Here is a 25,519-nt window from a genome sequence, read left to right as displayed (position 1 = left end):
GGCGCCCCGGCTCAGCGCCCGGGCTCGGTGCGGACCTTCTCGTAGAGGGTGTCGAGGCCGTCCAGGAACGACGACAGGGCCAGGTCGAAGCTGTCCTCGTCGATCTCGGCGGCGTGCTCGGCCAGCCGGTGGGCCTGGGACAGGTTGGGGTAGCGGTCGCGGTAGACGCGCACGTCGTCGTCGAAGCCGCGGGCGAAGGAGCCGGTGGCCGACCCCAGGACCAGGTACCGGGTGGAGGCGCCGATCATGGTGGCGTACCGGGGCGGCCAGCCCGCGCCCACCAGGCCGCCGTGGATGGCGTCGGCGCGGCGCAGCGCCTCCTCCCGGCGGCCGGGGCCCGCGGCGATCACCGGCAGCAGGTTGGGGTGGGCGACCAGGGCGCCGCGGTAGGAGCGCGCCCACGCGGTGAGGCCCCGGCGCCAGTCGCCGCTCTCGAACGCGGAGACCTCGATGTCCCGGGTGACCTCCTCCGCGATCGCGGTGAGCAGCTCCTCCTTGGTGCGGTAGTGGCTGTACAGGGAGGCGGCCCGCACGTCGAGCTCCTCGGCGAGCTTGCGCATGGACAGCCCGTCCAGCCCGTCCCGGTCGATGAGCGCGAGCGCGGCGCGGCGGATGGCCTCACGGCTCAGGATCGGTGTCTTGGGTCGGGCCACGGGCGTAGGTCCCCTCTGCGGTCTGCCGGCACCGGCCCCTACCGGTGTCCGGCCCGATCATCGCACGCCATCGGGCCGGCCGGGCCGTTCGCGGAAGGGCGGGCCCCCTCTTGCACCGGCGGCGGGGATCGTCGTACCCTCACATAACCGAACACTGTTAGGTTAATTGGGAGCAGGCCGTGATCGATTTCTCGTTGAGCGAAGAGCAGCGCGCCGTCCGCGACTGGGTCCGGACCTTCGTCGAGCGGGAGCTGATGCCGCTCGAGAACGACGTGCTGCGGCGCGAACGCGAGGGGCACCCCCCGGGCCTGAACCGGGAGGAGCGCACCAGACTGCGCGACCTCGCCCGCAAGTCCGACTTCTGGGGCGTGGAGACCCCGGTGGAGTACGGCGGCATGGGCCTGGACCCCGTCACGGCCGCGGTCATCGAGATGGAGCTGGGCCGGACCTTCCTGACCTTCAAGTTCGGCGGCGAGGCCGACAACATCCTCTACCACTGCAACGAGGAGCAGAAGGAGCGCTACCTGCTGCCCACCATCGCCGGCGAGAAGCGCTCCTGCTTCGCCATCACCGAGCCGGGCGCGGGATCGGACGCCAAGGCCATCCGCACCCGGGCCGTCCGCGAGGGCGACGAGTGGGTCATCAACGGCGAGAAGACCTTCATCACCGGCGGCTACGAGGCCGACTTCGCCATGGTCTTCGCGGTCACCGACCCCGAGAAGGGCGCCAACGGGGGCGTGACCTGCTTCCTGGTGGACCGCGACATGGGCTGGACCGCCGAGCCCATCGACACCATGGGCGAGCGCCGCCCGGCCGCGCTGGTCTTCCAGGACGTGCGCGTCCCGCACGAGAACATCCTCGGCGAGGAGGGCAGGGGCTTCGCACTGGCCATGCAGTGGATCGGCAAGGGCCGCTACCTGCTGCCCGCGCGCGCCGTCGGCAGCTGCGAGCGCCTGCTGACCATGGCCGTCGACTACTCCAAAACCCGGGAGACCTTCGGCGCGCCGATCGCCGACCGCCAGGCCATCCAGTGGATGATCGCCGACTCCCAGGTGGAGATCGAGGCGCTGCGCCTGCTCGTGCTGCACGCCGCCTGGCAGGTGGGCGAGGGCCGCGACTCGCGCCACGCGCAGTCCATCGCCAAGCTCTTCGGCGGCGTCAAGGCCAACGAGATCGTCGACCGCGTGCTCCAGATCCACGGCGGCATGGGGTACACGCGCGAGCTGCCCATCGAGCGGTTCTACCGCGACCTGCGCCTGCTGCGCATCTTCGAGGGCACCGACGAGATCCAGCGCCGCACGATCGCCCGCGACCTGCTCAAGGGCCACGTCAAGGTGGGCGCAACCCTGGGCTGACCGCGGGGACGGGGCCCGTGCCGCGCAGGCACGGGCCCTTCACGCGTGCTCCGCCGAAGGCGTGTCCTAGCGGACGCCGACCAGGTCGCAGACGAAGATCAGGGTCTCGTTCGGACCGATCGCGCCGCGTGCGCCGCGCTCGCCGTAGGCCAGGTGCGGCGGGATGACCAGCTTGCGGCGGCCGCCGACGCGCATGCCCAGGACGCCCTGGTCCCAGCCCGGGATGACCTGGCCCTTGCCGAGGGTGAAGCTCAGCGGGGCGCCGCGGTTCCAGCTGGCGTCGAACTCCTCGCCGTTGGAGAAGGCCACGCCCACGTAGTGCACGTCGACGGTGTTGCCGTGTCCGGCCTGCTGCCCCTCGCCGACCACGATGTCGGTGATCTGCAGGTCCGCCGGGGGCGGGCCTTCGATGGGGTCGATCTCCGGGCGCTCCAGAGCCATGGTGCTACCTCTTCTGTGACACAAGTGGACAGAGAGGGCCAGCGTATCGGTCCCGGGGCTCAGTCCAGCAGCGCGCCGACCGTGGCGGCGACGACGTGCCCCTGCCCCTCGATCTTGAGCGGCCCGCTGTCGGCCTGGACGAACACCGACTCGCCGCGGCGCAGCTCGATCCGGCGGCCGACCTCGGGGATCAGCTCGACCCGGCCGTTGAGGGCCAGCACCACGGCGGGCCCCTCCCCCGGCAGGTGGGCGGTGACCCGGCCCGGGCCGATCTCGTGCAGGGCGAACTCCGGCGCGGCCGGGCGGAACTGCCGCCGCCCGTCCTGGACGGTCGGCAGGGAGTACGGGATGGGCAGGACCGAGAAGTCGACCACGTCGAGCAGCTCGGCCGGGTCCACGTGCTTGCGGGTCAGCCCGGCCCGCAGCACGTTGTCGGAGCCCGCCATCACCTCCACGGCCGTGCCCTGGAGGTAGGCGTGCAGGTTGCCCGCGGGCAGGAAGAGGGCCTGGCCCGGCCACAGGGTGACCCGGTTGAGCAGCAGCGACGCCACCGCTCCGGGGTCGCCCGGGTAGCGGGCGGCCAGGTCGCCGATGATGCCGGCGTGGGCGCACCGGGGGCGGACCCGCTCCCACTCCTCCACGAAGCCGCCGATGAGCCGTTCGCGGTCGGCCTCGTCCAGGGTGAGCAGGCGGGTGAGCGCCGCCCGCAGCGCGGCGCGGTCGTCCTCCTGGGAGAGGTCCTCGCGCAGCAGGGCGGCCAGGTCGCAGGACAGGTCCAGCAGATCGCGGTGGGCGGCGGCCGGCTCCCGGAAGCCGCACAGGGCCTCGAAGGGCTCCAGGGCCAGCAGCAGTTCCGGCTTGTGGTGGGGGTCGCGGTAGTTGCGGTGCGGCGCGTCGACCGGGATGCCCCGGCCCTCCTCGGCGGTGAACCCGGCCCGGGCCCGGTCGGCGTTCGGGTGCACCTGGAGGGAGAGGGGCTCGTCGGCCGCCAGGACCTTGAGCAGGAACGGCAGGCGCACCCCGAACCGGTCGACGACCTCCGGGCCCAGGACCCGGTGGGGTTCGGCGGCGATGAGCGCGGGCAGCGGGAGCGGGCCCTGCTCGCACTGCGCGGTGCTGGGGGCGCCGTGGTGGGCGCCCAGCCACAGCTCCGCCTGCGGGGTGCCGTCCGGCTCCAGGCCCAGCAGCCGGGGGATGGCCGTGCGCGCCCCCCAGGCGTACGGTCGGACCTGGTTGGTGAGCCTGTGCATCCGCTCCCCGCTTTCCCGTCTGCGTGTTCTCACCCCGTGGACGCTCCGGCGAGGTGGGGCCAGTCTCGCGAACGGAGCGCCCCTGCGTCGACCCGGCACGCCCCACTTCCGCGGTGGTGCACGCGTCACCTCACGGTGTGAGCGGGCACCCGGCGGTCCCGGGACCCGGCGGCGGCAATGAAGTTACTGGGAAGTAAATCATGATCCCGGACACATGGACAGCACCGCCGTGTCACCGTCCGGCGAACAGCCGGGGGCCGGACGGGCGGAACGGCGGTGCGCCGGGCCCGCGCGGGGGGCCGGGGGCGCCCGGAGGGGTCAGCGTGCGCGGCGGACCCGGTCGGACTCGGCCGCCAGCCGGTCGATCACGGCCTGGAGCAGCGCGGGGTCGGCGGGGGGCAGGCCGACGATGTCCGACAGGTACAGCCCGTCCCCGGCGCGCAGGATGATCTCGGCCAGGACGGGGTCCTCCAGCTCCTCGTGGAGCAGGCGGCGCCAGCGGTCGAACAGGTCCTGGACGTGCGCGAAGGCCTCGGGGGGCATGTCGTCCTGGCCGCGCAGCGCGGCGATGATCGCCCAGTAGAGCTCGCGCTCCTCCGAGCTCTGCGGCAGCGAGGTGCGCAGGAAGACGCGGACCACGCCCTCCTCGCCCTCCACCGCCTCGCGGAACTCCTGCTCGGCCAGGACGGACAGGCGCTCGATGAGGCCGGTGAGCATGGCGGCCTTGGAGGGGAAGTGGTACAGCAGACCGCCCTTGGAGACCGAGGCGGCGCGGGCCACCGCCTCGAGCGTCACCGATGAGTAGCCCTCCCGGATGAGGATCTCCTGGAGGGCGTCGAGGATGCGGTCGCGGGTGTTGGAAGTGTTCACGATTGACACTGTACCGGCTGGACGGTACTGTACCGTCTGGACGGTTGAAGAATCCCCGAGGTGCGCCCCGCGCGCCGCACGGTCGACAGCGCTTCCCGTCCCCCACCTTCCGGCCCGGAGCCCGCCATCCCGCCGGAGCCGCGCCCGGCCGCTGCCGGGAACGCGGGAACAGCGAACACGTAACGAGGAGAGATGACTTCCGCCAAGGCCGGAAACGGACACGACCGCGCACGCAACGGCAGCCCCGCGCTGGCCGGTCCCCGCGAGTGGACCGCGCTGGCCGTCCTGGTCCTGCCCGTGATCCTGATCTCGGTCGACTCGACCGTGCTCGGCTTCGCCGTACCCGCACTGAGCGAACAGCTGTCGCCCACCGCGGGCCAGCTGCTGTGGATCGTCGACGTCTACGGCTTCATCCTGGCCGGGCTGCTGATCACCATGGGCTCGCTCGGCGACCGCATCGGCCGCCGCCGGCTGCTGATGATCGGCTCGGCCGCGTTCGGCGCCGCCTCGCTGCTGGCAGCCTTCGCACCGACGCCCGAGGTCCTCATCGCCGCCCGCGCCCTGCTGGGCGTCGCCGGCGCCTCGCTCATGCCCTCGACCCTGTCCCTGCTGCGCAACATCTTCCTGGACGCGCGCCAGCGGCTGCTGGCCATCGCCCTGTGGGCCTCCGGCTTCTCCGGCGGCGCCGCGCTGGGCCCGATCCTGGGCGGCTGGCTGCTGGAGCACTTCTTCTGGGGCTCGGTGTTCCTCATCAACCTGCCGGTGATGGCCCTGATCCTGGTCCTGGTGCCGCTGCTGGTGCGCGAGTCGAGCAACCCCGACGCGGGCCGCCTCGACCCGGTCAGCGTGGCCCTGTCCCTGGCCGCGATGCTGCCCGCCGTGTACGGCGTCAAGAAGCTCGCCACCGAGGGCCTGTCCGTGGTCCCCGTCGCCTCGCTGGCGATCGGCCTGATCCTGGGCTACGCCTTCGTGCGCAGGCAGAAGAAGCTGGACGACCCGCTCATCGATGTGGACCTGTTCCGCGACCACGTGTTCAGCGTGGCGGTGGTCACCAACCTGATGATCGTCTTCTCGCTGGTGTCGTCCCTGTTCTTCCTGACCCAGTACCTCCAGCTGGTGCTGGACATCTCGCCGATGCGGGCCGGGATCGTCCTGATCCCGGGTCTGACGCTGTCGGTCCTGGCCGGCCTCGTGGCGGTGCGGCTGTCGCGCCGGCTGAGCCTGGCCACCGTGATCGGCGGGGCCCTGCTGGTGACCGCCGCCGGGTTCGCGGTGCTGGTCATCGCGCCGGTGAACGACGTCACGCTCGGCGTGACGGCCGTGACCACCGGGTTCGCGCTGATCGCGACCGGCGCCGGGTTCGCCGAGACGCTCACCAACGGCGCCATCATGTCGGCGGCCCCGCCCGAGCGCGCCGGTGCGGCCTCGGCCATCTCCGAGACCGCCTACGAGCTGGGCGCGGCCCTGGGCGTCGCCGTGCTGGGCAGTGCGCTGACCGCGTTCTACCGCTCGCACCTGACCGGCCCCGAGGGCGTGCCCGCCGACGCGGTGGACTCCGCCCGCGAAACCCTGGGCGGCGCCGCGAACGCCGCCGCCGACCTGGGCGGGGCCTCCGGGGCGGCGCTGATGGAGGCCGCGCGCACCGCGTTCACCAGCGGCATGCACATGACCAGCGCGATCGCCGTGGCGATCGTGGTGGTGGCGGCGGTCCAGGCATGGCTGCTGCTGCGCGGCCTGGGCAACCCGGCGGTCGAGCAGCCCGAGCCGCCGGTGCTCGCCGAGCAGCACGGGCAGGAGCCGGCCGACCGGTCCTGACCCCGGCCCGGGAGGCCCCGCAGGGATGCCCTGCGGGGCCTCCCGCCTGTTCAGGGCAGGTGCAGCAGCTCGACCGCACCGCCGCTCCAACCGGGCGGCACCACGGCGTAGGCGTCGGCCAGGGCCGCGCCGCGCAGGCTGGCCGGACGGTCGTGGCCGACCGGGACGGCCCGGCCGCGCTCCAGGCGGACGGCGACCAGCCGGGTGTCACGGGGATGGGCGTCCACATCCCCGTCCAGCGGCACCGGATCCGGGTCGGCCGCGGGGTCGGGGCGCCCGGCCATCGCGCACAGCAGCGGAACGACCAGGGTGAGGGCCGCCACCAGGGCGGCCCCGGGGTTGCCGGGCAGGCCGACGACCGTTGTGCCCTCCCGGCGCGCCAGCAGCTGCGGGTGCCCGGGGCGGCAGGCCACCCCGTCCACCAGGACCTCCGCGCCCAGGTCGGCCAGCACGGAGCGCAGGTGGTCGGCGGGGCCCTTGGAGGAGGAGCCGCACACCACGAGCACGTCGGTGTCGGCGGCGGCGATCGCCTCCGCCAGCGCGCCTCGGTCGTCGTCCAGGTGGACCGTCCGCGCCACCCGGCCGCCCGCCCACGCCACCAGGCCGGGCAGCATCGGGCCGATGGCGTCGCGCACGAGGCCCTCGCCGGACAGGCCCGACGTGGTGACCTCGGCACCGGTGACCAGCACCCCGACCCGGGGTGCCAGCACCGGCAGGGTCTCGTGGCCCAGGGAGGCCGCCAGGCCCAGGACCGCCGGGCCCACGGCACGTCCCCGGGTGAGGACCGTCTCGCCCGGGGCGGTCTCCTCCCCCGTCCAGCGCACGTGCCGCCCCGCCCGCACCGGGCCCGAGACGCGGCCGCCGGAGCGTTCGGCCAGTTCGTAGGGCAGGACCGCCTCGGTCCCCTTGGGCACCCGCGCGCCGGTGGCGATCTCCACCGCCTCGCCGGGCGCCAGGCCCGCGGCGGCCACCGGGGCGCCCGCCAGGCCCGCCCCCACCAGCTTCCAGGGGCCGGGACCGGCCACCGCGAAGCCGTCCATGGCGGAGGCGTCGAACGCCGGGACCCCGGTCAGCGCGCGCACGTCCGCGCCCAGCACCGCGCCCAGCGCCTGCGCCAGCGGCACCTCGCGCACCGCGGCGGCCGCCCGCTCCCCCGCACCGCGCGCGCGGTCCCGGGCCGCCGGCCAGTCCAGCGGCCCCCCGCGGTCCGATCCGCACCCGCCCATGGCGTCGCCCTCCCGTCGTCAGCGGCCTGGCCACCATTGTCCACCCGGGGCTGTGACGGCGGCGTTTCCACCTCCTCCCAGCGTGTGGGCCGGGGCCCGCGCAAACCCGATTTGCCGTCTGACGACTTTCCGCTAAAGTTCTAACCAGCGACAGGGCAACGACCGAGGGAACGAGGCCGGGCCGGTCGACAAGCGGACGTGGCTCAGCTGGTAGAGCATCACCTTGCCAAGGTGAGGGTCGCGGGTTCGAATCCCGTCGTCCGCTCGGAGGAGACGCGCGGCCACCCCGGTGGCCGCGTGGAACTCGGTGGAGTGGCCGAGAGGCGAGGCAGCGGCCTGCAAAGCCGTCTACACGGGTTCGAATCCCGTCTCCACCTCACATCGCTTCACGCGGGCGGTTAGCTCAGTTGGTTAGAGCGCTACCTTGACACGGTAGAGGTCACAGGTTCGAATCCTGTATCGCCCACCAGTACGCAGCGGGCCGGAGGACACCTCCGGCCCGTTCGTCATGTGGGGGCCGTGACCGGGCCGGCCGCCCCGGGTTCCCGGGGCCCGCGAACGCTCGGAAACGGCCGTCCAGGGCACGGCGCCCGTACGCATCACGGGTGCCGGCGGACAGGTCCCCTGTTTTCGGAGAGCACGTAAGACGCACGTTCTTCGTTCGCGTCCCGGCAGGCCGGCGCGCGGGAGGCCCCGCACCCTCCCCCGGCCCCCGCACGCGGCGACCCGCGTCGAATGCCCCTCTTTGCCCTGCCATGTCAGGCCGATCTCTCTTCCCAGAGGTCGATCCCCCACCCCCGCCCCCACCGGACCATCTGGCAACGAAACCCTTTGCACCTTATGCCTAATTCTCCCTTTGGGTTCACATTAGGGCTTCTCTGCGACTGAGGATTCCGCTGTTTTAGAAGAAGAATCTCCACTCCTTTTTTTGGCCCACCCGAAAAGCGAGATATTTTTTTCTTCGGCGACACTTTCCGCTTTTTCGCTGTTACGGTTTCATCAAATGCCCGGCGCCCGGGCCCACCGGCAAATCCCGCGTCCCATTCCCGTGGAACCGCCCTCTCCGCAGCATGGACGGTGTGACCGTTGTCCGAAGAGAAACTCGTGGTCGTCCTCTCCGACCCCGACCGGCAGCGCCTGGGAGCACTCCGGGAAACGCTCGACGACCGGCTCGGGAACGACGCCCGCCTCATCACGACCCCTGACCTGGACCGGGCGCGCGAAGCGCTCCGCGCCCTGCCCTCCGAAGCCTCCGCTGAACCGCCACAGGTGGTCGTCGTCGCCGATGAGGACGCGGTGGCCGGCGAGACCGGGCGGACCGCGCTGAGCGCCCTCGGCGACGCCCCGGACGAGGCCGGCGTGGCCGAGACCCTCCTGCTCACCGCACGGCCCCCGGCACCGGACGGCATCGGGGACGTGACACCGGAGTACCTCGCCGCGCTCCGGGACGAGCCCGTGGCCCTGCTCCACCGCCCCTCCGAGACGGAGGACCTCGCCCTCCGCCTCACGCGCAGGCTCCTGCCCGAACCCGTGCCGGAGTACCCCCTGGTCGTGGTCTTCGGGGACCGGCTCAGTCCCCGCGCGCACCGCACCAAGCGGTTCCTGGCGCTCAACCGGATCAACCACCTCGCATTCCCGAGCGGCACCCCGACGGACGAGATCCGGGTCCTCATCGAATGGGGGTCCGGACACCACACGGTGCACGCCGACCCCTCGCTCACCACGCTGGCGAAGGAGCTGGGGCTCTTCCAGAGGGGCGGGGAGGGCCAGCGGTTCGACCTGGTCGTCACGGGCGGCGGCCCGGCGGGGCTCGCGGGGGCGGTGAGCTCCGCGGCCATGGGGTTCAGCACCCTCGTCCTGGAGGACGACGCGCCCGGCGGCCAGGCCGGGACCGGCATCAACCGCATCGAGAACTACCTGGGCTTCCCCGGCGGCATCTCCGCCCCGAGCCTGATCCGGCGCGCCCTGTCCCAGGTCGTGCGGTCCCGGTACACCTACTGGATGCCCACGGTCACCGCCACCGCGCTCGAGCGCGAGATCCTCACGGTGGACCTCGGGCAGGGAAACGTCCGGCTCAAGAGGTACCGGGTCCATTGGCGCGACCAGGACGGCGCCACCGGCACCTACTCGGCGGGCATGGTGCTGCCGGCCTGCGGGCGCAGGCCGCGCCGTATCGGCGCTCAGGACGAGGAGAAGTACGTCGACCGGGGCCTGTACTACGACGCGCTCCCCGGGGACGCCGACCTCCTCCGGCCCGGCCCCGGCGGCGCCCGGAAGAAGGTCGTCATCGTCGGCGGGGGCGACACCGCGGAGCGCGCGGCCGTCCTCTTCAGCGCGGTCGCCGACGTGATCCTGGTCGTCCGGTCGGACCTGAGCATGGGCGGCCCCCTCCGGGAGGAGGTGGAAGCGCTCGCCACGGAGAAAAAGGTCACCCTGTACAAGGAATGGACCGTTCGGGAATTCGTCGCCGGGGAAATCCGGCCCTTCTCCCACGTGGTCATCCGCCCCACACGGTCGGCCACTCCGACAAAGGCGATCCCGGCGGACTTCGTCTTCGCGCTCATCGGCGGTGTGCCCGCCACCGAATGGCTCCGCCCGCCCGATGGCCGGAACCCGAACGCGGCCCGTGTGGCCCGGGACGGGAACGGCTTCGTCCTCACGGAACAGATCCCCTGGCCCTATCCCCGCAAGTACAAGCCGAACGGTGAGGAGGACCCCGACACCGAGAACCAGAAACCGAAGGTCCTGGCCTTCCAGACCACCGAGGAGGGCCTGTTCGCGGCCGACGACGTGCGCGCCGCGTCGGTCCAGCGGATCGCGCAGGCCGCCGGTGAGGGGGCCGCGGCCACGGTGAGCATGGACGCCCACCTCAGGCGCGGGGACAACGCCGGCCTGGTCCTCGGCGACACCGTCAGCAAGGCCTACAGGTACTACCGGCGCGCCGGAAAATGACGACGGAGCACCAAGAGGAGAACACAGTGGCGGAGAAACTCACTCCGAACGTCCTCGTCGTGGGCACGGGCCCCATCGGGGCACTGTTCGCCCGCGACCTGCACGCCCAGGGCAAGAACGTGCTGATGGTGGACGCCGGTCCCCAGACGGCCGGACGCTACGGGGAGCACCAGAAGAACTCCTTCCTCTACCAGCGCAACATCGACGAGTTCGTCAACGTCATCAAGGGACACCTCCACCCCCTGTCGGTGTCCACCCGAAGCGACATCCCGACGACCCTGGACCCCTCCTCCTACCGCTACGACACGGAGGAGTACGCGGGTTTCGTGCTCAACAACCAGAACCCGTACCAGAGGGAGGAGGACAACCTCGGCGCCTACGCCGCCACCTACGCGGTCGGCGGGATGGCCACCCACTGGACCTGTGCGATGCCCGAGTTCGACAAGGCCCTGGAACGCACCTGGGTGGACGAGAACGGCAACGAGATCGGTTACCCGCTCGGCGACCAGGACCTCAACGGCGGTTACGCGCACTCGGCCGAGGTGCTCAAGCGCACCACCGAGGCCTACCGGCACTCGGCCCGGCACCAGCTGGTGAAGAAGGTCCTCAACCAGGACGCCGGCTTCCAGGTCTCGGAGCTGCCCCTCGCGGTGCAGCGGCGCACGGACGAGAACGAACACGGCCACCGGGAGTTCGTCACCTGGAGCGCGGCCGACACCGTGCTGGGAGGGCTCGCCGACCCCGCGTGGAAGAAGGGGAACGGCGAGGCCGAGTTCACGCTCCGGGCCGAGTGGCAGGCCACCCGGATCGAACTGGAGGGGGGCTCGGACTCCGCGCCGGCGAAGGTCAAGCGCGTCCACCTGCGCAACCTGCGTGATCTCGGCAAGACCGCCGAGGTCGAGGCCGGGGCCTACGTGATCGCCTGCGGCCCGGTCCTCACCGCCCAGCTGCTGTACGCCTCCGAACTCGACGAGAAGCTCAACCTGCCCATCGGCAAGTACATGACCGAGCAGCCCATGGCCTTCTGCCAGGTGGTGCTCCGGCAGGAGCACCTGGACGGCCTGGAAAGGCACCTGGACGAGGTCACCGGGGACAAGGACAGGCCGCTCGCGCAGCAGGCGAAGGCCCGGGTCGCGGCCTACCGCGCCGCCCAGCGCAAGGTCCTCAAGGAGAACCAGAAGAACTTCCGCAAGGCCCCGGCCGACCCCATCCCGTTCCCCAAGGACGAGCCGGAGCCGAACCTGTACATCCCGGCCTCGACCGCGCGCCCCTGGCACTGCCAGATCCACCGCGACGCGTTCAGCTACGGGGCGGTCCCGCCCAACATCGACACCCGGCTCATCGTCGACCTGCGCTGGTTCGGCCTGTCCCGGCCCCGGGCGGCCAACCGGGTGGAGTTCAGCGAGCGCTACCGCGAGAACGGCGTGCTGAAGTTCCGCAACGTCGACTCCTTCGACATGCCCCAGCCCACCTTCCACTTCCAGCTCACGGAGGAGGAGCGGCACACGGCCGGGATGATGATGGCCGACATGATCAAGGTCGCCTCCCACCTGGGCGGTTTCATGCCCGGGTCGGAGCCCCAGTTCCTGGTTCCGGGGCTGCCGCTGCACGTGGCGGGGACCACGCGAATGGGCAGCGACCCCGCCAACGACGGCAGGGCCCACGTGACGGAGGAGCGCGACCACGTGGTCACGCCCCGGTCGAGGGTGTGCGGGACCTCGAACCTCTGGCTGGGCGGCAACGGCCTGCACCCGTTCGGCAACGCGGGCAACCCCACGCACACGAGCATGGCCATGGCGCACGTGGCCGTCCAGGACGTGCTCAGCGTCCTCAACGCCGGCACGCAGAGCTGAAGGGGGCGTCATGGCAGAGAGCAACACGGACAGGAGCATCCTCACGGGTGTGCGGATCGGGATCACGCCCACCGGATGGCGCAACGCCGACTTCCCGGACCTGACCGCGGACGCGAACGGAACGCAGTACTACACGGCCCAGGAGTGCCTGAAGGAGATCATCGCGACCGGGTTCACCGGGTGCAGCGACGACCGGGACTTCCCGAAGGACGCCGCCGACTGGAAGGCGTTCCTGACGGCGGCCGGGCTGCCGAGCGGCCGGGAGTTCCACGTCACGGAGCCCTGGATCAGCACCTGGTTCACCACGGCCGGAGGCCACCGGCGCACGCTGGACTTCTACGAGGCGAACAAGGGGCAGTGGTCGGCCCGCGGGGTGCAGAACATCGGGGCCGCCGAGTTCGGCAACGCCGTGCACCTGCGGCCGCACGTGCCCCTCAAACAGCGAAACCGGTTCTCCGACCAGCAGTGGAACGCCCTCGTGGAGGGCCTCAACGAGCTGGGGAGGCGGGCCGCCGCCGACGGGTTCCGCCTGTGCTACCACCCCCACATGGGGACCGGCGTGCAGACCCAGCCCGAGATGGACCGCCTGATGGCGGGCACCGACGCCGCGTACGTCCACCTGCTCCTGGACACCGGCCACCTCACCTGGGCGGGCGGCGACCCCGTGGCCGCCGTGCACCGGCACGGTGAGCGGATCAAGCACATCCACCTGAAGGACCTGAGGCCGGACAGGTTCGCGGGTCTGGACCTGGCGAAGACCTCCTTCAAGGACGGGGTGAAGGCCGGGATCTTCACCGTCCCCGGCTCCGACGGGAAGTGGACGGTGCCCTTCGACAAGGTGCTGAAGGCCCTGGACGACGTCGACTACGCGCGCGAGGACCGCTGGAAGAAGACCGGCCAGGCGCCGGACCCGCAGAAGAAGTGGCGCAAGTGGCTCGTGGTGGAGGCCGAGCAGCCCACCTTCGCGGACTTCCACCACGGGAAGACGCCCAAGGACTACGCGGTCGACGCCTACCGGACCGTCAACAGCCTGCTCGGGGGCGCGAAGCCCTCCCCGAAGGGGGGATCGTGATGACGGCCCACGCGCGGCCCGCCTTCACCCCGGAGACCATCGCCTCCGACACCGGGGACGGCTACTGGGTCCACCGGACCGGGGCGGGGCTGGTGACCTCCGGGCTGACGAGGCAGAAGGTGGAGAGGTACGGGCACTCCAACGGCTCCTGGACCCGGAGCGACGTCTTCGACTTCGGCACCGGGGGACTGAACAAGCCGGTGGCGCTGGACCACGCCCGCCTCGGCACCGGCCCCCACCCGGACCTCGTCGTCTGCCACAACTACGGCCAGTGCATGTTCGGCTGCGGGAACGACGACGGGAAGATCTCCTGGCTCAAGCCGGACGCGAACGGGGCGTACACGCGGAAGGAGGTGGCCTCGCTGGTGGCGACCCACCGGGTGCGCCTGGGCGGATTCACCAGGGACCCGGCACAGGGCCTCCAGTTGGCGGCGTTCCCCGTCGTGGGCAGGGCCGCGCCGGGGACGCCGGAGGCCGAGAAGGGGGAGAAGGGGTTCCTCACGCCCTACAGCCCGGTCCTCTACGACATCCCGGCGGACCCCGCCGGGGAGTGGAGGCCCGCGTCGGCCCCCGGCCTGGACCGGCTGAAGTTCCGGATCATCCACGCGGTCGTCGCCGGGCGCTTCCCCGGCACGCCGCGGCCCGACCTCCAGTCGTTCGTCGTCGCCTCCCACAGCGGCCTGGACTGGATCGGGCCGGGGCGGGACGGCGTCTGGATCCGCAGGCACATCGGCGACGGGGTCCCTCCGCGCGCGTCACAGGAGATCGGCAGGCCGCCGAACTACAAGGAGACCCCCCTGTTCGGCGGGAGCGGCAACGTCGCCGTCGGGCGGATCGGAGGACAGGCCGCCTCCTGCATCGTCACGGTGGAGCCCTTCCACGGCAACACCGTCGCGGTCTACACCCGCCCCTGGGGGACGGGGAGCCCGTTCGAGCGGCCGTGGGAGCGCCGGGTGGTGAAGGTCTTCCCCCAGCCGATCGAATCCGATGAGGAGGGGCCGAAGAAGTCGTACGACGCGGTCGGGCACCACGTCGTGGCCGCGGACTTCGACGGGGACGGCGACGACGAGTTCCTCATCGCCATGCGCGGACCGCAGAACAGCGATCCGAACGAACCCACGCAGGGCGTCCTCTACCTGAAGGCGGACTCCACCGGCCGCGTGGTCGTGCGCGAGTGGGTGAGCGGGGACTCCACCGCCCACATCGCCGTGCTCGACGCGAACGGCGACGGCAGGCTGGACTTCGCCACCACCTCCTACCACACGGTCGGCTACTACAAGAGCAGGAAGACCGAGGTCCGGCTCTTCCGCAACACCTTCGCCCGGCCGGTGGCCGATCCCGTCATCCCGTCCAGCGCCGACGGTTGACATACCGTCCACCGCCGCACGCGCCGCGCGGTGCCCGCCGCGGCAGTGGGGGGCACCGCGCGGAGCCGGGTGCCGGCCCGGGGGGAGGGAGCGGAGCGTCCGCCCCTCCCCCGCACGGTGTGTCGGGACGCGCGGCCCGGCACCGCCCCGGGGCGGCCGCGGGCGGGATCCGGGCCGGCGGAGCCGGTCAGGGGCCCTCCCCGGCCTTCCCGTGTTCCTCGGCGATGGCGCGGAAGCCGGTGATCAGGCAGCGCAGGCCGAACTCGAACTGGCCCTCGTGGGAGGTGAGGGCGCCGCCCTCCACGGCGCGCTGGAGGGCGAGGGCGCCGGAGTAGGCCTCCCCGACCTCGGCGGCCAACTCCGGGGCCGCGACGCGCTCGTCCTCTCCGGACTGGGCGTCGCTGGTGGCCGCCCCGCAGACGTAGGCGTCCAGGGCCTCGATGATGTCGAGCTTGACCTGTTCGGGCAGGCCGGTGCCGTCGAACACCCGCAGCGCCGAGTCCAGCCAGGTGATCAGGGCCGGGCCGACGCCGCGGGCGGACCGGCGCAGATCCAGGATCCACGGCCGCTCGCGGAAGGCGGCCAGGTCCCGCCGGGCCCACTCCTCCAGCTGGTGCCACCACGGCCCCGGCTGTTCGTGCGGGAGCGCGTCGCGGGCCACCACCGCGTCCAGGATGAGGGTCTCCAGCGCCGTCCGGTTGGCGACGTAGGTGTACAGGGTGCCCGGGGCCACGTCGAGGCGTTCGGCGAGGCGGCGCATGGACAGGGCGGGCAGCCCGTCGGCCTCGATGACCGCGATCGCCTCGTCGACGATGCGCTCTCGGGTCAGGCTGCGGCGCGGGCCGCGGCGGGGTGGGGATGTCGACGGCACCGGCCCAATCTAGCGCGCCGCCTCCGTCCGGCGGCGCGCCGCGCGGGCGCCGAGTCCACGCAGCAGCACCTCGAACGGTCCGCGCATCCCCTTCTTCTCCATGAGGGCGGCCACGACGACGGTGAGCAGCCACAGGCAGAACGCGAACAGGGCGGCGGTCGCCTCGGTCAGGTGCGCCGCCAGGCCCAGCCCCCACAGCGAGAGCACGGGGGCCATGACCATCGAGTGGGCGAGGTAGCCGCTCAGGGACCTCTTGCCCAGGGCCGCCACGGCGGCGACCGGCCGGGGCGTGCGGCCTCCCCGCGTGAGACGCCCGGCGGCGAGCACGAACAGGGCCGCGTACCCCAGCCCGCCGGCGAGCCCTGAGGTCCAGGCCAGCAGGAACAGCGCCGCCTCCGCGGCCTCCGACGCCGGGGTGAACACGCCCGCGTACGCCAGCGCCGAGGGGAGCGACCCCGCCAGCCCGAGGCCCACCCCGACGGCGGCCGTCGTGGTGATGAGGCGGCGGTGCCGGTGCGGCTCCTCCAGGATCCGCCTCCGGGCCGTCCACATGCCGATGAGGATCGCGGTGGGCATCACGACCCCGAGCCCGTTGGCGAACACCATCAGGAAGACCCAGCCCCACAGGCGGGTGACCACGGACTCCAGGTAGTCGGTGGTGCCGGAGCCGTTGAGGCTCAGCTCCTGCGCGCTCGGTTCGAGCGCCGGCGCCGCCCCGGTGGACGGCAGGACCACCGAGGCGGCCAGGACGGCCGCCGACACGAGCAGGACCGCGGCGAGCAGGCCCGCTCCGGTGAGGATCGCGGCCCTGAGCCGGCGTTCGCCGCGGCCGAGGAACACCGCGCACAGGATCAGGCCGATGACGCCGTAGTCGCCCAGGACCTCGCTGCCCATGAGCAGCGCCGCGTGCGCGAGGCCGAAGACGACGAGCCACCGGTTGCGCGAGCGGATGACGGCCCGCGCCGCGTCCTCCCCCAGTTCGGCGGACCTGGCCTGGTAGGCCCGGACCAGCCCGTAGCCGACGAGGAAGGCGAACAGCGGGTACACGCGGACGTCGAGGAGGGCGATCATCGCGAAGCGGACGACCTGGTCGGCCACCGGGGTCGCCGAGGTCCCGCCTTCGACGGCGGCGACCCCGTGGAAGAAGATCGCGGTGTTGGACAGCACGATGAGCAGGAGCATCCCGCCCCGGGCGAAGTCGGGTGCCAGCAGTCGTCCGTTCATCGGCGCCTTCCTCTCTGAACGGCGTTCAATAATTGAACGGTGTTCAAGATTCTAGGCCGCGCGCCGTACCGGCACAAGGGGGCCGGGCGGGGGCATGATGGGCCCATGGCGGACGGCAGGGCCACTGTGGCCGAAGCAGCGGACCGGTACACGATCAGCGTCGACGGGGAGGTCGTGGGGTTCACGAAGTTCGTGGACGCCGACGACCGGCGGCGCGTCTTCTTCCACACCGAGATCGACGAGCGCTTCTCCGGGCGCGGTCTGGCCGGCACGCTGGTCGCCGAGGCCCTGGCGGAGACCCGCTCCCTGGGCCTGGGCATCGTGCCCGTCTGCCCCTACGTCGCCAGGTACGTCGAGCGCCACCACGAATTCGACGACGCCCTGCTCGAGGTGACGCCCGACGACCTGGAGCTCGTGCGCGCCCTGCCTCAGTGAGCCGGACCCCCGGCCGCCGTCCGGCCGCGGAGGGTCCGCCCCCAGGGCTTGACGACCGAGATCGCGATGGCGAACGCGACCGCCGTGGAGGAGACCACCGGCGGGAAGAGCATCCCGGGGTCGAAGGCCAGGTCGCCTCCGGAGGCCAGCGCCGCCCGCCCCTCCCCGGCCAGCGCCCCGACCTGCGGGGAGAGCGCGACGACCACCAGGAACACCAGGACCACGTTGAGCACCAGCTTGACCAGCACCCATCTGTAGCGCACGAGTCCGTACCTGCTCCCCAGGCCCAGCACCACACCGCTGGCCAGGGTGAGGACGCCGACCGCGACCATGGGCCAGGTGGCGAACGCCGCCACCGCCACCGCCAGGGCCGCCCCGTCGCCGCCCAGCAGCGCGGTGGCCACCAGGATCCCCAGGACCAGGTCGAGCCCGAGCCACGCGCCCGAGGCGGCGATGTGGACGATGAGGACGGCCTTGCGAGTGCGGGGCCCGAGCCTGCCCGCGCGCCGCCGCGGCGCCCGCCGCGACCGCTCCCGTCCGCCCGGCCGCGCCTTCTCCGTGGTCCCCGCCGTGTCCATGGCCCCTCCGCTCCTCGCCCGTGCGGCCAGTATCCGCGGGGGGCGGCGACACGGCGTACAGCGTGCGACGTATCAGCGCGTACGCGATTCCGCGGGGGGTCCGGGTGATCCGCGCCACGTTCGACCGCCGGGGTGTCCATCGGGTTGAACGGTGTTTACCCTGGCGGTGAACGCCTGTTCACCCCCCTCCCCGGAGGCCCCATGTCGTCCGCACCGCGGATGCCCGTCCGGCTCACCACCGGTGTCCTCACCCTCTGCGGCATGATCGTCTCCCTCCAGCAGACCCTGGTCATACCGCTGCTCCCCGACCTGCCCCGGATCCTGGGCGTCTCCGCCGACGACGCCTCCTGGCTGGTCACCGCCACCCTGCTGACCGGCGCCGTGGCCACCCCGATCGTCGCCCGCATGGCCGACATGTACGGCAAGCGCCGCATGCTGCTGGTCTCGCTCGCGGTGATGACGGCCGGGTCCCTCATCGCCGCCGTCGGCGGGGGCTTCTTGCCGCTCCTGGTGGGGCGCGCCATGCAGGGGTTCGGGACCGCCCTGATCCCGGTGGGCATCAGCATCATGCGCGACCAGCTGCCCCGGGAGAGGCTGGCCGGGGGCATCGCCCTGATGAGCGCGACCCTGGGCATCGGGGGCGCGCTGGGGCTCCCGCTGTCGGGGGTGCTCTACGGCGCGTTCGGATGGACGTCCCTGTTCTGGTCCACCGCGGCCGTCGGCGCCGTGCTCACCGTGCTCATCCGGCTGGCGGTCGCCGAGTCGCCGCAGCGCTCCCCGGGCCGTTTCGACGTCCTGGGCGCCCTGGTGCTGTCCGTCGTCCTGGTCGGCCTGCTCCTGGTGCTGTCCAAGGGCGCCGCCTGGGGCTGGGGCGGACCGCGCGTGCTCGTCCTGACCGGGGTGTCGCTGCTGTTCCTGGCCCTGTGGATCCCGCTCCAGCTCAGGACCCGCGCCCCCATGGTCGACCTGCGCACGGCGGTGCTGCCGCCGGTGCTGCTGACCAACGTCGCGTCGTACTTCACCGGGTTCGCGATGTTCCTCAACGGCCTCGTCCTCACCCAGGAGCTCCAGGTCCCGGCGGAGACCGGGTACGGCCTGGCACTGCCGGTGGTCACCGCGGGGCTCCTCATGGTGCCGAGCGGGCTGATGATGCTGGTGTTCTCCCCCGTGGCCGGCCGCATGCTCGACCGCTGGGGAGGCAAGCCGACCCTGCTGTTCGGGCTGGCCGTCATGGGGCTGACCTACCTGGGCCGGGTCCTGGCCCCCGGCTCCCTGGCCAACGCGGTCCTGGGGAGCACCCTGGTCAGCGTGGGCACGGCCGTCTCCTTCGCGGCCATGCCCGTCCTCATCATGGGCGCGGTGCCCCGCGACGCGACCGCCTCCGCCAACGGGATCAACTCCCTGGTCCGCTCCCTGGGCACCTCCTCGGCCAGCGCGGTGCTCGCCCTGCTGTTCGCCTCGCTGACGGTCACCGTGGACGGCGTGCCCTACCCGTCGGGCGCGGGCATGGACGCCGCGCTGTGGGCGGGGGTGGCGGCCTGCGCCGCGGGCACCGTCGTCGGGCTGTTCATCCCGGTGCGAGGGCGCGGGGCGGACCCCGGCCGGGAACCCGCCGCGGAACCCGGGGAGGCCCCGGCCCCCGGCCCGGCCGACCGGGACCGCCGGCCCCGGGAGTCCACCGGGACCTGACACCGGGCCCGGAACCGGCGGCCGCGGGGCGTCCGCCGCCCGGGCGGGCGGTCCCTCCGGAAGGCGGACCCTGTTCCGGCGCGCGGGAACCCCCGGTCGGCGCGGCCCGTATCATCGGCGACACCGCCCCAGGGCGCAGGACCTGCCGCCGCACCGGACCCGGGACACGGCCCGCCGGGTCCCCTCCTCCCCCAGGGCCCGAACAGAGAGCACCCCCATGAGGATCAACAACGAATTCGTCGTCCACGCGCCCGTCGAGCGGTCCTGGGAACTGCTCACCGACGTGGAGTCCCTCGTCCCCTGCGTTCCCGGGGTACGCCTGGTGGGAACCGACGGCGACACGCACCTGGCCGAGGCGCGCATCAAGGTCGGCCCCGCCGTGGTCGCCTGCCACGGCACCGCCCGCCTGGTGGAGAAGGACGAGGGCGCGCGCCGCATCGTCGTCGAGGCGACCGGCCGGTCCCGGCGCGGCGAGGGGACCGGCTCGGCCCTCATCACCGCCGGCCTGCGCGAACGCGGGGAGGACACCGTCGTGTCCGTGACCACCGACCTGGAGCTGGCCGGAGGGCTGACCCGCTGGACCGAGCCCGTGCTCACCGAGGTCGCGGGCGGGCTCATGGAGCGCTGCGCCCGCCGCCTGGACGAGCGCGCGCCCGGATCCGGCACGGACGCCGCCCCGGCCGCCCCGGAGCGGGGCGGGGCCGGGGTCCAGCGGCTGTGGTCGGCGGCCGCCCTGGTGGTGGTGGCGGGCGGCATGCTGCTGGGCTACCTCCTGTTCGGCTGACCCGGCACCCCCGCTCTCCCGGCCAAAGCATGGCGGGAGGCTCGGTTCTCCTTGACCCCGGGCCGGGCACGCCCTGATGGCGCACGCATGGCAACTGCGCACTCACTTCGAGTGACGACCATCGGGGGAACCGGAATGACCCACCTGGAGGACGACCGCGCATCCCAGCGCCGTCTGGAGGGGCTCAGCCCCTTCGAGCTCAAGGGGCACCTCATCGACCTGGCCGAGGCGGAGCAGCGCAAGACCGCGCACGCCATGCTCAACGCCGGCCGGGGCAACCCCAACTGGACCGCCGCGCCGCCGCGGGAGGCGTTCTTCCTCCTGGGCCGGTTCGCCGTCCTGGAGAGCCGCGCCGCCTGGAACGAGTGGCCCGCCGTCGCCGGCATGCCCCGACGGGAGGGCATCACCGAGCGCTTCTCGGTGTTCCTCGACCAGAACGCCGGGGAGCCCGGCGCCGACCTGCTGCGGCGGATCCTCAACCGGGTGACGCACGACCGCTCCGACGCCGTCCTGCACGAACTCGTCGACGGCATCATCGGTGACAACTACCCGGTGCCCGACCGCATCCTGCCGTTCGTCGCGAAGTCCGTGCACGAGTACCTGGTGCACGCCATGGGCGGCCGGCAGCCCGAGGCCCCCTACGACCTGTTCGCGGTCGAGGGCGGCACCGCCGCCATGTGCTACGTCTTCGACTCGCTCCAGGTGAACCGGGTGCTGCGGGCGGGCGACCGGATCGCGCTGATGACCCCGATCTTCACGCCCTACCTGGAGATCCCGCACCTGGACCGGTACGGCTTCGACGTCGTCGAGGTCAGCGCCTCGCGCGGGACCGCGGACGGCTTCCACACCTGGGACTACGACGACGCCGAACTGGACAAGCTCGCCGACCCCTCGGTCCGCATGGTCTGCCTGGTCAACCCCAGCAACCCGCCGTCGGTGGCCCTGTCGGAGCGGGCCCTGGACCGCATCCGCGACATCGTGGAGAACCGCAACCCGGACCTGGTCATCGTCACCGACGACGTCTACGGCACGTTCGTGGAGGGCTTCACCTCTCTGATGGAGGTGTGCCCGCGCAACACCATCGGCGTGTACTCGTTCTCCAAGTACTTCGGTGCGACCGGCTGGCGGCTGGGGGTCATCGCGCTCCAGCCGGACAACACCGTGGACGCGCAGATCGCCCGGATGAGCGGGGAGGACGCCGAGGCGCACCGGCGCCGCTACGCCTCCCTCACCCTGGACCCGGCGTCGATGAAGTTCATCGACCGGATGGTCGCCGACAGCCGCTCGGTGGCGCTCAACCACACGGCCGGGCTGTCCACGCCCCAGCAGGTGCAGATGGCCCTGTTCGCGCTGTTCGCCCTCACCCACGCGCCGGAGGAGTACCACGGGCCCGTCAACGAGGTGCTGCGCCGCAGGCTGGCCGCGCTGTCGGAGAGCCTGGGCGTGGAGTTCCCCGACAACCCGCTGCGGGCCGGCTACTACGTCGAGCTCGACCTCCTGTACTGGGCCGAGCAGCACTGGGGCTCGGAGTTCGCGGCCTGGATGAGGGAGAACTACGAGCCCGTGGACCCGGTGCTGCGCCTGTCCGAGGAGGACGGGGTGGTCCTGCTCAACGGCGGCGGCTTCGACGGACCGGCCTGGTCGGTCCGGGTCAGCCTGGCCAACCTCGACCACGACGCCTACACCCGGATCGGCCGGGCCCTGCGGGAGATCGGGGAGGAGTACCACCGCCGCTTCACTTCGTCCCACGGCGCCTAGGACCTGTTCTCGAGTGTCCTCCCGTGCCGCCCGGCGGCGGCGCGGCCGCCGGACCGTCCGCCGAGGTGATGGCGGGCGGCGGGCGGGCCGGTGCGGAACGGACATTCGAAGGACACGGCCTGGGCCGCCCCGAGTCGTGAGGAGGCCGCCGTGGGCGGTTGGATCACCGACCTGTTCCAGAACACCCCGGAGATCGCGCTGTTCACCGCGCTGGCGCTGGGGTACGCGTTCGGCAAGGTGCCGTTCGGACCGATCCGGTTGGGCGGGGTGTGCGGCACCCTGCTGGTGGCGCTGGTCATCGGCTACCTGACCGGAGCCCAGCTCGACGACGGGGTCAAGAACCTCGCGTTCGCGCTGTTCATCTTCGCCCTGGGGTTCAGCAGCGGGCCCCAGTTCTTCGCCAACCTCAACCGCAAGGGACTGCGCTACCTGGGCTTCCCGATCATCGAGGTGGTCTCGGTGATCGGGGTGGTCCTGGTGTTCACGGTGCTGCTGGGACTGGACCAGGGCACCGCCGCCGGGCTGATGGCGGGCGGCGCCACCGAGTCGGCGGCGCTGGGCACGGCGAGCGAGGCGATCGGCCGCCTGGGCCTGTCCGCCGACGAGACCACGGAGCTCCAGAACAACGTCGCCACCGCCTACACCGTCAGCTACCTGTGCGGTCTCATCACCATCGTGCTGCTGACCAGCCAGATCGCGCCCCGCATCATGCGGTTCGACCTGCGCGAGGAGTCGGCGAAGCTGTGGCAGAAGATGAGCGGCGGCCGGGAGCGGGCCGACGGGGAGACCCCGGCGCTGCCGGACCTGGTGGGCCGCGCCTACCGGGTCGAGCAGTCCGACGGGCGCAGCGTGGACAACATCCACGCCTCCCTCAACGGCCATTCGACCGTCGAGGAGGTGCGCCGCGGCGACCAGACCGTCAAACGCCCCGACCCGGGGTTCCGGGTGCGCACCGGCGACCTGCTGGTGCTGGTGGGCCGCCGGGCGGCGCTGGTGGGCGCCGAGTCGGTCATCGGCCCCGAGCAGGCCGAGGAGCCCGACACCGTCCTCCAGAGCCTGGACGTGGTGCTCACCCACCGCGGCACAGACCACCTGCCGCTGGAGTCGCTGGGCGAGGTGCTCGGCGCCGACCTGCGCGAGGCCGTGTTCATCCGCAGGCTCACCCGCACCGAGCAGGAGATCCCGGCGCTGCCCAAGACCCGGCTGCACACCGGCGACGTGCTCACCGTCGTGGGGGCGCCCGCCGATGTGCGAGCGGTCGAGAAGAAGCTCGGGTACCCGGTGGTCTCCCAGAAGACCACCGACTTCGTCTACCTGGGCCTGGGCCTGGTGCTGGGCATCCTGGTCGGCCAGATCGTCATCCCGATCGGGGGCGCCGACCTCACCCTGGGCACCGGCGGCGGGGCGCTGCTGTCCGGGCTGGTGTTCGGCTACCTGCGGGCCCGGCGACCCACCTTCGGCTCGCTGCACCCGGCGGCCGCCGGGACGATGAAGGACCTGGGGCTGGCCACCTTCATCGCGGCGGTGGGCATGTCCGCGGGCCCCTCGGCCTGGCAGCTGGTGCAGCACTACGGGGTGATGCTGCCGGTGGCGGCGGTGCTGACCACGCTGATCCCGGCGTCGATCTCGCTGTTCGTGGGCCGCAGGCTGATGAGGATCGAGCCGCCGCTGCTGATCGGCGCGGTGGCCGGACAGCAGTGCAGCACCCCGGCGATCAGCCAGGTGGTGTCGACGGCCGGGAACACGGTGCCGGTGATCGCGTACACGATCACCTACGCCATCTCCAACATCCTGCTGCCGTTGACCGGGCCGATCATCGTGGCCCTGGCAGGAGCGGTGGTCTAGCACCGCGGGACACGCGAGGGGCCCGCCGCCGGCCGGACCGGCGACGGGCCCCTCGCGTGTCCGGTACCGTCCGGGACCGCGTTACCGGGGGGCCGGGCTTGTCCCCGGAACGCGGCTCTGGTGGTATGGATGTGTCCCCCGTCACCCTCGGCGGGGCGCACCCCGATTCTGGCGCACGGAGCACGCGCGGGCGTGCCACGGACGGCTCCGCCGTGCGTCCGCGCCGGAGGAGACATGACCCGTCCCCCGCGGGAGAGCGGCCGCACGGACCCGTTCTCCGACATCCCCCCGGAGGTGGGCGCCCGCATGCGCTCCCTCGCACCGGTACTGGTGGAGGAGGCGCTCGCCGGCATCCACCACAGGCTCGGCGAGGCCCTGGTGGCGCCGGACGCGAAGGCGGGGGCGCGCCGCCTGCTCGACATCGGGGTGAAGGGGTTCATGGAGCGGCTGGGGACCGGCCGCGGCCCCGACGAGGCGCTGCTCGCGCGCTTCCGGGCGTTCGGCGCCCACGAGGCCGGGCACGGACGCGGCCTGGAGCGCCTGCACGCCGGGATGCGCGTCATCGCCGCCGCCGTCTGGCGCGTCCTGTCCGACGACGACACCCTGTCCCGCGACCTGCTGGGGCCGCTGGGCGAGGCCGTCCTGCTCTTCGAGGAGGAGCTCGGCGAGGCCGCTGCCCAGGGGCACGCCCGGGTGAGCGCCGCGGGCGCCGACGCCTCCCGGCACCGCCGCACCCGGTTCCTGGAGGCCCTGCTGGCCGGGGTCGGCCGGGATCCGGCGGCGGTCGCGGCACTGGCCCGCGGCGCCCACTGGCGCACGCCCGAGCGCGCCGCCGTGGTGCTGCTCCACCCCGGGCCCGCGGGCGAGGGGGCCGCCCGGCCCGACGCCCTGCCCCCGTCGCTGCCGCCCGACGCCCTGGTGGACCTGGAGCGCCCCGAGCCCTGCGCCCTGGTGCCCGACCCCGAGGGCCCCGGCAGGCTGCGGGCCCTGGAGCGGTCGCTGCGGGGCTCCTGTGCGGTGCTGGGGCCGAGCGTGCCGCTGGAACGCGTCCCGGAGTCGCTGGAGCGGGCCCGGGAACTGGCCGAGCTCGTGCGTTCGGGCGCGGTCCCCGGGGAGGGGCTGGTGCGCTGGGACGACCACCTGCTGGCGCTGCTGCTGTCCCGCGACCCCGCCCTGCTGTCGGCGATGGCCCGGTCCCGGCTGGCACCGCTGGCCGAGCTGCGCCCGCACCAGCGGGAGCGGATGGCCCAGACCCTGCTGGCCTGGCTGGAGGCCGGGTCCAACGCCAACGAGGCCGCCGAGCGGCTGCACATCCACCCGCAGACCGTGCGGTACCGGATGCGGCGGCTGGAGGAGCTGTTCGGTGCGCGGCTGCGCGACCCCGGCGAGCGGTTCGAGCTCGAACTCGTGCTGCGCGCCCGCCGGCTGCCCGGGACCGTCGAAGGGCCCTGAGGGCCGCTCGGAGGGTCCCGGGCCGAACG

At 72.9% G+C, this 25,519-nt stretch carries 20 protein-coding genes and 3 tRNA genes; 15 read left to right on the top strand and 8 right to left on the bottom strand.

Annotation, left to right across the window (positions count from 1 at the left end; translation table 11 throughout):
* Nucleotides 1-11: 11 nt before the first annotated feature.
* Entirely contained in the window at nucleotides 12-653 is a 642-nt protein-coding gene (locus KGD84_RS08705; protein WP_220559747.1) for a TetR/AcrR family transcriptional regulator, read from the bottom strand.
* Nucleotides 654-832: 179 nt separating this feature from the next.
* On the opposite strand from KGD84_RS08705, the gene KGD84_RS08700 reads away from it, so the two are divergent.
* On the top strand, nucleotides 833-2,008 hold the full coding sequence (locus tag KGD84_RS08700) for an acyl-CoA dehydrogenase family protein (RefSeq protein WP_220559746.1): 1,176 nt from the start codon (nucleotides 833-835) through the stop codon (nucleotides 2,006-2,008).
* 66 nt (nucleotides 2,009-2,074) lie between these two features.
* Here the strand turns inward: KGD84_RS08700 and KGD84_RS08695 are convergent, their stop codons facing one another.
* The 3 genes from KGD84_RS08695 to KGD84_RS08685 all read right to left on the bottom strand — a co-directional run bounded on the left by KGD84_RS08695 (nucleotide 2,075) and on the right by KGD84_RS08685 (nucleotide 4,569).
* Nucleotides 2,075-2,449 (bottom strand): FKBP-type peptidyl-prolyl cis-trans isomerase, encoded by a 375-nt coding sequence (locus tag KGD84_RS08695; RefSeq protein ID WP_220559745.1) that lies wholly within the window; start codon nucleotides 2,447-2,449, stop codon nucleotides 2,075-2,077.
* Between the two features lie 59 nt (nucleotides 2,450-2,508).
* Complete coding sequence (manA, locus tag KGD84_RS08690; RefSeq protein ID WP_220559743.1) at nucleotides 2,509-3,699, bottom strand: mannose-6-phosphate isomerase, class I; 1,191 nt, start codon at nucleotides 3,697-3,699, stop codon at nucleotides 2,509-2,511.
* Between the two features lie 318 nt (nucleotides 3,700-4,017).
* Entirely contained in the window at nucleotides 4,018-4,569 is a 552-nt protein-coding gene (locus KGD84_RS08685; RefSeq protein ID WP_220559742.1) for a TetR/AcrR family transcriptional regulator, read from the bottom strand.
* A 192-nt stretch (nucleotides 4,570-4,761) separates the two neighbouring features.
* On the opposite strand from KGD84_RS08685, the gene KGD84_RS08680 reads away from it, so the two are divergent.
* Nucleotides 4,762-6,384: an MFS transporter gene (locus KGD84_RS08680; protein WP_220559741.1), complete on the top strand. Its 1,623-nt coding sequence runs from the start codon at nucleotides 4,762-4,764 to the stop codon at nucleotides 6,382-6,384.
* 50 nt (nucleotides 6,385-6,434) lie between these two features.
* Here KGD84_RS08680 and KGD84_RS08675 read toward each other — a convergent pair whose 3' ends face one another.
* A complete protein-coding gene (locus KGD84_RS08675; RefSeq protein ID WP_220559740.1) occupies nucleotides 6,435-7,610 on the bottom strand; it encodes a molybdopterin molybdotransferase MoeA in 1,176 nt (391 codons plus the stop codon).
* Nucleotides 7,611-7,802: 192 nt separating this feature from the next.
* On the opposite strand from KGD84_RS08675, the gene KGD84_RS08670 reads away from it, so the two are divergent.
* The 7 genes from KGD84_RS08670 to KGD84_RS08640 all read left to right on the top strand — a co-directional run bounded on the left by KGD84_RS08670 (nucleotide 7,803) and on the right by KGD84_RS08640 (nucleotide 14,854).
* Nucleotides 7,803-7,875 (top strand) — tRNA-Gly (locus KGD84_RS08670).
* A gap of 41 nt (nucleotides 7,876-7,916) precedes the next feature.
* A tRNA-Cys gene (locus KGD84_RS08665) sits at nucleotides 7,917-7,987 on the top strand.
* A 15-nt stretch (nucleotides 7,988-8,002) separates the two neighbouring features.
* Nucleotides 8,003-8,079 (top strand) — tRNA-Val (locus KGD84_RS08660).
* Nucleotides 8,080-8,696: 617 nt separating this feature from the next.
* Nucleotides 8,697-10,562, top strand: a complete 1,866-nt coding sequence (locus KGD84_RS08655; RefSeq protein ID WP_220559739.1) for an NAD(P)/FAD-dependent oxidoreductase — start codon at nucleotides 8,697-8,699, stop codon at nucleotides 10,560-10,562.
* Between the two features lie 26 nt (nucleotides 10,563-10,588).
* Nucleotides 10,589-12,415 carry a GMC oxidoreductase gene (locus KGD84_RS08650; RefSeq protein WP_220559738.1) on the top strand — a complete coding sequence of 609 codons (1,827 nt, stop codon included), beginning with the start codon at nucleotides 10,589-10,591 and terminating at the stop codon, nucleotides 12,413-12,415.
* A 10-nt stretch (nucleotides 12,416-12,425) separates the two neighbouring features.
* Nucleotides 12,426-13,487: a TIM barrel protein gene (locus KGD84_RS08645; protein WP_220559737.1), complete on the top strand. Its 1,062-nt coding sequence runs from the start codon at nucleotides 12,426-12,428 to the stop codon at nucleotides 13,485-13,487.
* Entirely contained in the window at nucleotides 13,487-14,854 is a 1,368-nt protein-coding gene (locus KGD84_RS08640; RefSeq protein ID WP_220559736.1) for a hypothetical protein, read from the top strand. Before KGD84_RS08645 ends, KGD84_RS08640 begins: the two co-directional genes overlap by 1 nt.
* 187 nt (nucleotides 14,855-15,041) lie before the next feature.
* Here the strand turns inward: KGD84_RS08640 and KGD84_RS08635 are convergent, their stop codons facing one another.
* The gene (locus KGD84_RS08635) at nucleotides 15,042-15,725 is read right to left on the bottom strand and encodes a TetR/AcrR family transcriptional regulator (RefSeq protein WP_255646414.1); all 684 of its coding nucleotides are present in this window, start codon (nucleotides 15,723-15,725) and stop codon (nucleotides 15,042-15,044) included.
* 9 nt (nucleotides 15,726-15,734) lie between these two features.
* A complete protein-coding gene (locus tag KGD84_RS08630) occupies nucleotides 15,735-16,949 on the bottom strand; it encodes a DUF418 domain-containing protein (protein WP_255646413.1) in 1,215 nt (404 codons plus the stop codon).
* A 105-nt stretch (nucleotides 16,950-17,054) separates the two neighbouring features.
* Between KGD84_RS08630 and KGD84_RS08625 the strand changes: the two genes are divergently transcribed.
* The gene (locus tag KGD84_RS08625) at nucleotides 17,055-17,384 is read left to right on the top strand and encodes a GNAT family N-acetyltransferase (RefSeq protein ID WP_220559735.1); all 330 of its coding nucleotides are present in this window, start codon (nucleotides 17,055-17,057) and stop codon (nucleotides 17,382-17,384) included.
* Here KGD84_RS08625 and KGD84_RS08620 read toward each other — a convergent pair.
* Nucleotides 17,378-17,962: a hypothetical protein gene (locus KGD84_RS08620; RefSeq protein ID WP_255646412.1), complete on the bottom strand. Its 585-nt coding sequence runs from the start codon at nucleotides 17,960-17,962 to the stop codon at nucleotides 17,378-17,380. The genes KGD84_RS08625 and KGD84_RS08620 overlap by 7 nt on opposite strands.
* A 201-nt stretch (nucleotides 17,963-18,163) precedes the next feature.
* On the opposite strand from KGD84_RS08620, the gene KGD84_RS08615 reads away from it, so the two are divergent.
* The 5 genes from KGD84_RS08615 (at nucleotide 18,164) to KGD84_RS08595 (ending at nucleotide 25,490) form a co-directional block, all read left to right on the top strand.
* Nucleotides 18,164-19,651 carry an MFS transporter gene (locus KGD84_RS08615; protein ID WP_220559733.1) on the top strand — a complete coding sequence of 496 codons (1,488 nt, stop codon included), beginning with the start codon at nucleotides 18,164-18,166 and terminating at the stop codon, nucleotides 19,649-19,651.
* A 217-nt stretch (nucleotides 19,652-19,868) separates the two neighbouring features.
* The gene (locus KGD84_RS08610; RefSeq protein WP_220559732.1) at nucleotides 19,869-20,435 is read left to right on the top strand and encodes an SRPBCC domain-containing protein; all 567 of its coding nucleotides are present in this window, start codon (nucleotides 19,869-19,871) and stop codon (nucleotides 20,433-20,435) included.
* 135 nt (nucleotides 20,436-20,570) lie between these two features.
* Nucleotides 20,571-22,193 (top strand): bifunctional aspartate transaminase/aspartate 4-decarboxylase, encoded by a 1,623-nt coding sequence (locus tag KGD84_RS08605; RefSeq protein WP_220559731.1) that lies wholly within the window; start codon nucleotides 20,571-20,573, stop codon nucleotides 22,191-22,193.
* Between the two features lie 150 nt (nucleotides 22,194-22,343).
* Nucleotides 22,344-24,038, top strand: a complete 1,695-nt coding sequence (gene aspT, locus KGD84_RS08600; protein WP_220559730.1) for an aspartate-alanine antiporter — start codon at nucleotides 22,344-22,346, stop codon at nucleotides 24,036-24,038.
* 234 nt (nucleotides 24,039-24,272) lie between these two features.
* Nucleotides 24,273-25,490 carry a PucR family transcriptional regulator gene (locus KGD84_RS08595; protein ID WP_220559729.1) on the top strand — a complete coding sequence of 406 codons (1,218 nt, stop codon included), beginning with the start codon at nucleotides 24,273-24,275 and terminating at the stop codon, nucleotides 25,488-25,490.
* The last annotated feature ends 29 nt before the right edge of the window (nucleotides 25,491-25,519 follow it).

It is taken from the genome of Nocardiopsis changdeensis, from assembly GCF_018316655.1.
Classification (GTDB): domain Bacteria; phylum Actinomycetota; class Actinomycetes; order Streptosporangiales; family Streptosporangiaceae; genus Nocardiopsis; species Nocardiopsis changdeensis.
This window is presented reverse-complemented; position numbering and strand designations above follow the sequence as displayed.